This window comes from Devosia crocina (assembly GCF_900116545.1).
Lineage (GTDB): Bacteria > Pseudomonadota > Alphaproteobacteria > Rhizobiales > Devosiaceae > Devosia > Devosia crocina.
The window spans coordinates 587,051-593,157 of the sequence record NZ_FPCK01000003.1 but is presented as its reverse complement, the minus strand read 5'-3'; the positions used below and the strand labels follow the sequence as shown (position 1 = coordinate 593,157).

General features: G+C 61.8%; 8 protein-coding genes. 2 read left to right on the top strand and 6 right to left on the bottom strand.

Going from position 1 to position 6,107, the window contains the following annotated elements; genetic code table 11:
• Positions 1-294: 294 nt before the first annotated feature.
• A complete protein-coding gene (locus tag BM364_RS16105) occupies positions 295-993 on the bottom strand; it encodes a DNA alkylation repair protein (RefSeq protein WP_092426324.1) in 699 nt (232 codons plus the stop codon).
• A gap of 22 nt (positions 994-1,015) precedes the next feature.
• The gene (locus tag BM364_RS16100) at positions 1,016-1,555 is read right to left on the bottom strand and encodes an SRPBCC family protein (protein ID WP_092426322.1); all 540 of its coding nucleotides are present in this window, start codon (positions 1,553-1,555) and stop codon (positions 1,016-1,018) included.
• A gap of 214 nt (positions 1,556-1,769) precedes the next feature.
• Here BM364_RS16100 and BM364_RS16095 point away from each other — a divergent pair, with 214 nt between their 5' ends.
• Positions 1,770-2,051: a hypothetical protein gene (locus BM364_RS16095; RefSeq protein WP_092426320.1), complete on the top strand. Its 282-nt coding sequence runs from the start codon at positions 1,770-1,772 to the stop codon at positions 2,049-2,051.
• 88 nt (positions 2,052-2,139) lie between these two features.
• Here the strand turns inward: BM364_RS16095 and BM364_RS16090 are convergent, their stop codons facing one another.
• The 4 genes from BM364_RS16090 to BM364_RS16075 form a co-directional block, all read right to left on the bottom strand.
• Positions 2,140-2,856 carry a L,D-transpeptidase gene (locus BM364_RS16090; RefSeq protein ID WP_092426319.1) on the bottom strand — a complete coding sequence of 239 codons (717 nt, stop codon included), beginning with the start codon at positions 2,854-2,856 and terminating at the stop codon, positions 2,140-2,142.
• Positions 2,857-2,885: 29 nt separating this feature from the next.
• Positions 2,886-3,263, bottom strand: a complete 378-nt coding sequence (locus tag BM364_RS16085; RefSeq protein WP_092426317.1) for a hypothetical protein — start codon at positions 3,261-3,263, stop codon at positions 2,886-2,888.
• 51 nt (positions 3,264-3,314) lie between these two features.
• Positions 3,315-4,061, bottom strand: a complete 747-nt coding sequence (locus tag BM364_RS16080; protein ID WP_139232610.1) for a M48 family metallopeptidase — start codon at positions 4,059-4,061, stop codon at positions 3,315-3,317.
• A 139-nt stretch (positions 4,062-4,200) separates the two neighbouring features.
• Positions 4,201-4,656, bottom strand: coding sequence for a DUF2852 domain-containing protein (locus tag BM364_RS16075; protein WP_092426314.1), 456 nt, complete (start codon positions 4,654-4,656; stop codon positions 4,201-4,203).
• Between the two features lie 139 nt (positions 4,657-4,795).
• On the opposite strand from BM364_RS16075, the gene BM364_RS16070 reads away from it, so the two are divergent.
• Positions 4,796-6,100 carry an ActS/PrrB/RegB family redox-sensitive histidine kinase gene (locus BM364_RS16070; protein ID WP_092426410.1) on the top strand — a complete coding sequence of 435 codons (1,305 nt, stop codon included), beginning with the start codon at positions 4,796-4,798 and terminating at the stop codon, positions 6,098-6,100.
• Positions 6,101-6,107: the final 7 nt, after the last annotated feature.

Below are 6,107 nucleotides of genomic sequence, written 5' to 3'. Positions count from 1 at the left end.
TGCCAAAGCGAACATAGCTCATGGCGATCTCCCTTCCGTCGGCCAACGACCGCAGACGAGGATGGTTCAGATCGTGATCTTCAGGTTTGTCGCTCGGGACCTTGCCAGCGCCGCATCCAGCAACTTGAGCAGGACGCTTGTCAGTCTTCACTGAGGGGCGGCGAATGGTAGCTTGCGGGAAAGGGAGCAGTAGGCCTTAAGGACTGGAATGGGGTCGTCTGGAGACCGGCGGCGTCGGGGTGGTTTCCCGACAGGCCGCTTTTAGCTTAGCAAGGGAGTGAAGCTGACGTTGATTCAGGCGTTCCGCTTTGCCTCACGCCAGCTCTTTTTTTCCGCTGCGGGAAGCTTTTCAATGATCATGCTGATGGTGGGGCTAGGAAGAGTCCCGAGGTTTCGCTCAAGAAAACTCTCCATGCCCTCTGGCCCGACATCGCCCGCTGTCCGCACCCACGAGCCGATAGCCTTCTGGACCATTTCATGCCCATCGTTCGCCAAGATGTCTGCGATACGGAATGTGTCCTCGGGGTCGCCGTTGCGGATGAAATAATATGTCGCCACGATGGCCGTGCGTCGTCGCCAAGGGTCTGAAGACTTTGCTAGTTCATAGAGCGGTGTACGCGGCTTGTCGGCCAGATATTGTCCTACAACATTTGGCGCCGCCCGATCTACGAAGTCCCAGTTGTCGAGGCGATCATGCCGACGCATGTAGAGGTCGTATAGCGTCTCGAGAGAGTTTAGTGGCGCCTTCTCCCGCGCCTGGAAATCCATGATTGCAGCGGCGGCCATGCGGACCTCGTAGAATTCGCTGTCGAGCAGTTTCTCAATCTCGGCCAGCGCCATATCCTTATTGGCCTTGGCGATAGGGAATACTTTGCCGATCCCGACGCCGATGACCCTGGTCTTGCCTAGGCCATCGAAAAAGAAGCGGTGCGAATCCGCATCGGGCGAACTGATTTTTTGCAGCTCGGCGACAACCTGTTGTGCCGTATGCATGTTGTGTCCTTTCCTCTTCGACCTAGGGAATGAGGGCCTGCATCTTGTCGAGGACCTGCACCAGGCCCTGTCTCGAAAGCGCAGCCGCTTCGGACGTCGTGTAGCCGGTCTCGTGAACTGTCATGAGGGTGCCGCCGGCTTCGGTCGGTTTGAAAGTGATCCGGTGGAGCACGACGTCGGGGATGCCTGGAGGCAGGCCTGCAGCGGCCGCCGCAATTGCCGTGCCATCCTTAGATGCAAAGCGCGAGTCAAAGCGCAACTCGGTCTCCGGCTCGATCGCCGTATAGGTCCAGGTATTGCACATCAGCGGCGTGCCTTCGGCCTGCATGCAGACCAGGGTAGATGAGCCAACCTCGAAGTTCAGCTCGACCCTGGGTGCAGTAAACCCGCTCGGGCCCCACCATTTACTGACCAGCTCCGGATCACTCCAGGCGTTCCAAACCGCATCAGGGCTGGAACTGAATGTACGCGTTTCCACGACATCGTTGGCAGCGGCAGGGTGGACTGTGCCAGACAGCATCAGACCAGCGACGAAGGGCAAAAGGGATCGGTACGAGGTCATGTATTCTCCTGTCTGCTTGAACGACGACCCGGCCCTGCAGGATTAGACGCGGCCTCAGGACTTTTCTCCCTGGGGCTTCTCGGCAGCTATAGGCCGAGGCAACACGAATGACCGCGATGGGATCGAGTGCCGCCTTTGGCTAAACTACTCCCCACCCCTTCCACCCAGTTTACCCTCTCCTGTCCGGCACCCGCCAAAATGACAGGAGACCCCGATGCCATCAGCGTCCGCAAATCAAAAAATCTCCCATTACCTTGCCGAGCGCCATGAAGCGCTGTGGCTCCGGCTCCATGCCCTTCCCAAGGATATCTGCGCCATTGTCGCCAAAAAGCCCGATGGCGCCGTAAACGAGAGCGAGCGGATCGTGGCAAAAGGTTGCGGTCCAGTCGCATGGATCGCCGGTTCGGGCATCGGTCTCTCGCGACGAGCGATCAAGAGGCGCTGTGATGCCGTCCTAAAACTCCGGTTTCCCGAGGTGGCCTTTGCCCCGTTTTGACTACCCTCAGGGGGCAAATGCCACCTCAGGACCTGCCTGACACGTAAAACCGCCAGGGTTTTCCCCGGCGGTTGCTTTGGCGCGTCCGTCAGACGGCTGCGAGCGGGGGCACGGTGTTGCCGGCCTTGACCACGATGGGCGCCCCGCTCGTGACGCGGTCATAAAGATCGATCACGTCGTGAAAGAGCAGCCGCACGCAGCCCGAGGAAACCGCCTGGCCGATGCTGGCAACGTCCATGGTGCCGTGCACGCGATAAAGCGTGTCGCGATTGCCCTGGTGGATATAGAGCGCCCGGGCGCCCAGCGCATTGAGCAGCCCCGGCGGCTGGCCATGGCGATACATTTCGAGTTCAGGCTGGCGCTCGATCATCTCGCCTGGCGGGGTCCAGACCGGCCACTTGCGCTTATAGGCGATATGGGCGCGGCCGTTCCACTCGAAGCCGGCGCGCCCAAGGCCCACGCCATAGCGCATGGCCCGTCCGTCGGGCATGGTCCAGTAAAGGAAGTAATTGGGCGTATCGACCACCACCGTGCCCGCAGGTTCGCCGGTGACGTTCTCCACTTCCTGGCGCCAGAACCGGGGGTCCATGCGCGAGATATCGGCAGCCGGCACCGGATGCTCTTCCTCGGGGCGGGCGGCATATTGGGCCAGCACATCGGGCGGAACAACGGGACGCAGGGGCTCGGCCGGTGCGTCAGGCACAGTGCCGGTGGTCGAACAGCCGGCAAGGGCAAGGGCGCTGACACTGGCAAGGCCAGCCAGCATGGCGCGGCGCGACAGGCGCACGCTCGGAATCGCAGTCATCAAAAAAGTCCCCGGCCCCCGAAGAGGCCTTACAACGAGAGATGGAAAGTGTGGGAAGAGTTGTCGCGGGGAAGATGTTTGGGTGGGCGGAGGCGGAGCTTGCCGACAAAGCCGGTTTCCGCCGCCAGCCGGTGGGCGGCAGGGCAATCGGGCTCGGGAGCCTGAGGCAATGCCGGCCCCTCGGCCGGAATAGCCTGGTGCGAGCCGCAGGGCATGACGATGCCCTCGCCCAGGTCGATTTCGCCGCGCTGCACGGTCACCATGATGCGGATCGGCACATTGTCGGCATCGACATGGTTGAGCACGACGAGGGGCGAGGCTTGATAGCGATGGGCATGCGCGGTCGTCACCCCAAGGAGGGTGGCGAGGCTAAGAAGAATCGCAATGAGCAAAACCAGACGCTGCATGACGCCCCGCTGCTGGAAGGCAATTGCGGCAGCAAGGGGGCGGAAGCGGCCTCAACGGCCTGCCGTGGGCGGCTCCCAGCTCATCAGGTCGCGACCGTGTGCTTTTAGCCACGCCCGTCCGCGCTCCATATCGGGCAGCGTCTGCGTGACCACGGCCCAGAAGGCAGGCGAATGATTCATTTCAACCAGATGCGCAACTTCGTGGGCGGCAACATAATCGAGCACGAAGGGTGGTGCGAGAATGAGGCGCCAATTGTAGTTGATCGAGCCGGTCGAGGAGCAGGAACCCCAGCGGCTCGACTGACTGCGCAGCTTGATCTCCTTGACGGAGACGCCGAGACGGCCGGCATGAAAGGCGCTGCGTGCGCCAAGATCGGCCAGCGCTTCGTCTTTGAGCCAGTCGAAGAGCCGGCGGGGCTGGTGTTCGGCAAGGCCGGGCACATGCAGTTCGGAAAGGTCAAGCTTTTCCACCCGCTGGACCCGGCCCCGCAATTGCCCGGTGCCGACGACCAGGTGCGGCACACCGCGAAGCGGCACTTCGGCTCCGGCTTCCAGCAACTGCCGTCGCGCCACGCGGGGCAGCCGGGCGGCGAGCCAGTTGCGGTGCCGCAGCAAAAAGGCCTCGGCATCGGCCCAGCGCGCACGTTCGGGAATGGTCAGCAGCGGGCCCGAAGCAGGCAGCGACAGGCGAAAGCTCGCCGCCCGCTTGCTCAGCTTGACGGCGATCTCCACCGGACGGCTGTCGATCTCGATGGTGACGCTGCCGGACGTTTTGGGCTGGCGAAGAAAGGAGAACATGAAAAAAGCAGACTCGGTTTGGCCCAAGCTTAAGCCGGTTTGCCGCCCATGCCGATCAAACTTGCCCCAATCGAACAAAAAAATGGCGCCCCGAAAGGCGCCAGTTCACTTGGAGGTTCATCGATGGGACAATGCGGTCTTAGCCGTTATTGTTCCAGTTGTTGGCCGGCGGGTTGTTGTCGCCGAAGCCCTGGCGATTACCGCGATGTTCGCTCATGAAACGGTCGAATTCTTCGCGGTCCTTGGCCTTGCGCAGGCTCGCCATATAGTCATGGAAGGCGTCAATCTCGGCATCGAGACGGGCGCGTTCCTCTTCGAGGCGCTTGAGCTGTTCGGCGCGGTATTCGTCGAAGGCCGCGTTGCCCGAAGAGGCGGGGTTGCGGTCAAAGCCAGCGAAGGCGTTCTTGTTGGAGCGCATAAAGCCACATCCCTTGTTCCAGTAGGCCTGAGCCTTTTCTGCCGAGCCACCAAACTTCTCACCCCAAAGGATATAGCCGAGCACGGCCAGACCCAGGGGCCAGAAGGTGATGAAGCCCAAAACCATGAGGGCGATGGTCAGAGGCGACCATTGCGGTTTGATGATTGCTGTGTTCATGTCTTTTCGTTTCCCAGTCACGTCGCTATGGCCATAACGTGGCCCTGATCGGGGCAGGATCAAGAATGTGCCCATGGGATTTCTAGGCTTGAAATGATGCTCACCCCTTCCTATGCGGCGTCCGGCGGGGCGGCTGGCCATGACTGATACAGCCCATTTTCCCGCCGAAGACACGGCGCATTGGCGGCCCTTGCGCCTCCAAACGCTTGTGCTGCTGCGCTGGCTTGCCGTGTTTGGGCAAACTATCGGCGTGCTCTTCGTCCGCTTCGGTCTCGGCTTCCCCCTGCCGCTTTGGGAGTGTCTGGGGCTGATCGCGCTTTCCGCCGCGCTCAATGTCGGACTTGTTTTGCGGTTCGGAGCCAAGGGCAATGTCTCGCGTCACCTGGCAGCAACGCAGCTGGCTTTCGATCTCCTGCAACTGGGGGGGCTCCTGGCGCTGACCGGGGGCTTGCTCAATCCGTTCTCGCTGCTGCTTCTGGCACCGGTTTCTGTGTCGGCGACTACCCTACCGCCGCGCGAAACGCTGATCATCTCGGTGATGGCGGCGGCAATCGCTTCCGTGATCGCCGTGCTGCACCTGCCCCTGCCCTGGATCATCGGCGAAGAACTCGCCATGGACCGGATCTATGTGATCGGCATCTGGGTTTCGATCATCTGCGGCATTGCCTTTATCGCCGCCTATACCATTCGGGTGGCGCATGAATCCCGGCTGATCGCCGATGCGCTGGCGGCAACCGAACTGGCACTGTCGCATCGCGAACAATTGTCCGCACTTGATGGGCTTGCCGCGGCGGCCGCTCACGAATTGGGAACGCCATTGTCCACCATCGCCCTGGCTGCCAAGGAAATGCGCGCCGAGGCCGAGGAAGGCAGCCCGCTGGCCGAGGATGTCGAACTCATCATTTCCCAGGCTGCGCGATGCCGGGCGATTCTGTCGAAACTGCGCAATCTGGGCAGCGATGCCTCCGATCCCTTTGCCCGCGCTCCGATCACCGATATTCTGGCCGAAGTGTCCCGGCCGCACGAAGCGCGCGGCAAGGCGATCCTCTTTTACGGCGAAAAGACAGTTGGCGCCCCGCCGGTCTTCCCGCGCTCGGTGGGTCTGCTTTACGGACTTGGCAACCTGATCGAAAACGCTACCGATTTTGCACGCGAAACCGTGCGCATCGATACCGCCTGGGACCAGTCCCAGATCAGCGTCACCATAACCGATGACGGGCCCGGCTTTGCGCCCGAACTTGTGGCCCGGCTCGGCGAACCCTATCTGACAAGCAGGCCCCGGGATCCGCAGGGCAGCGACGCGCATCAGCCCGGGGGGCTAGGCCTCGGCATCTTCATCGCCAAGACACTGCTTGAGCGCACCGGCGCGCGCCTGAGTTTTGACAACGAGAAAGCCAGCGGACATGCGCGTGTCCAGATCACTTGGCCGCGAACAGCCCTTTAGCGGCAGA